Origin of the sequence: Brevundimonas diminuta ATCC 11568, assembly GCF_000204035.1 — a bacterium.
Classification (GTDB): Bacteria; Pseudomonadota; Alphaproteobacteria; order Caulobacterales; family Caulobacteraceae; genus Brevundimonas; species Brevundimonas diminuta.
The window spans coordinates 704655-706086 of record NZ_GL883086.1 but is presented as its reverse complement, the minus strand read 5'-3'; the positions used below and the strand labels follow the sequence as shown (position 1 = coordinate 706086).

The window sequence follows — 1432 nt, the reverse complement described above, 5'->3', positions numbered from 1 at the left end:
CGTCCCGAACTGCGCGAGGAGATCTGGTCGGCGCTGAACGCCCTGGCGGCCGCGCCCCGCGCGCAGCGCACCCTGACGGTCTTCTGCGCCCTCGTGCAGAACCGCGACGTCTCGACGGCGCTTGAACCGCTGACGCTGAAAGGGCCGCATGGGAGCCTGCTGGACGGCGCCGACAGTGATCTGGCGCCCAGCCGCTTCGACACCTTCGAACTCGAGACCCTGATGGCCACGCCGTCAGTCGTCGGTCCGGCCCTGTCGGCCCTGTTTCATCAGCTCGAGGCCGGCTTCGACGGGCGGCCGACCCTGCTGGTCCTGGATGAGGCCTGGCTTTTCCTGGGGGAGGGCGCCTTCGCCGCCCGGATCCGGGAATGGCTGAAAACCCTGCGCAAGAAGCGGGTCTGCGTGGTCTTCGCCACCCAGAGCCTGGACGACGTCGCGGCCTCGCCGATCGCCGCGACCCTGATCGAGAGCTGCCCCACCCAGGTCTTCCTGCCCAATCCCCGGGCGCTGGAGCCGGCGTCCGGCGACCTCTACCGGGCCTTCGGCCTGACACGGCGCCAGCTCGAGCTCATCGCCTTCGCGCCGCCCAAGCGGGCCTACTACTGGCGCCAACCCCACGGCAGGCGGCTGTTCGATCTGCGCCTGACCGGGGTGGCCCTGGCCCTGTGCGGCGCCGGCTCGCCCGAAGACCAGACCCTGATCGACAGGGTCCTCGCCCGGAGCGGCCCCGAGCGGTTCGCCCGTGAATTCCTCAAAGCCAAGGGAGTGCAGCATGTCGACGATGTCTTCGACGCCTTCGCGCCGCCGCTTGCAGCGGAATAGGCGCCTGGCCGCAACGGCCGCGGCGATTCTGGTCGTCCTGGGATCAGGGACGGCCAGCGCCCAGCAGGTGGTATTCGATCCGAAAAACCATCTGGAGAATGCGCTGCAGACGGCGCGCCAGCTGGAGAGCCTCGCCAATGAGGCCCGCAGTCTGGCGGCCTCGCCCTATAGCCACCTGGCGCAGAACAGCCGGGCCTTGCAGGAGATGGCGGCGCTGGCCCGGAGCGTGGAAGGCCTGGGGGCGACGGCGGCGGCCCTGGAACAACAGTTTCAGGACCTCTACGCGGGCGACCTCGACAGCGCCGACCTGCAGGCCTTGATCCGACAGGGCGAGGGCCGCAGCGACAACGCCCGACGCACGGCCTTCGATCTCGCGCGTCACGCCGCGGAACTGGAGCGGCTGGGGCAGGGGCGGGAGGGGCGACTCAGCGGCGCCCTGTCCGCCAGCCAGTCCGCCGGGGGACAGACGGCCGCCGTCCAGTCCTCGAACCAGATCCTCGCCGTTCTGGCTGAGGATCTGGCGGCCATGCGCTCGATCGTGTTGGCCCAGTCCCGGCTGCTGGCCGAACAGGCCGCCCGTCAGACGGCGGACCAGACGGCCGGCGACGCC

Annotated in this window: 2 protein-coding genes; both read left to right on the top strand. The window is 70.7% G+C overall.

What is annotated here, in order from left to right; genetic code table 11:
• A partial coding sequence (locus BDIM_RS07210; protein ID WP_040345373.1) for a TraG/VirB4 family ATPase occupies positions 1-822 on the top strand: 822 nt, incomplete at its 5' end.
• Positions 773-1432, top strand: a 660-nt coding sequence (locus tag BDIM_RS17885; protein ID WP_050796651.1) for a TrbJ/VirB5 family protein, incomplete at its 3' end; no start/stop codon positions are given. The genes BDIM_RS07210 and BDIM_RS17885, both read left to right, overlap by 50 nt.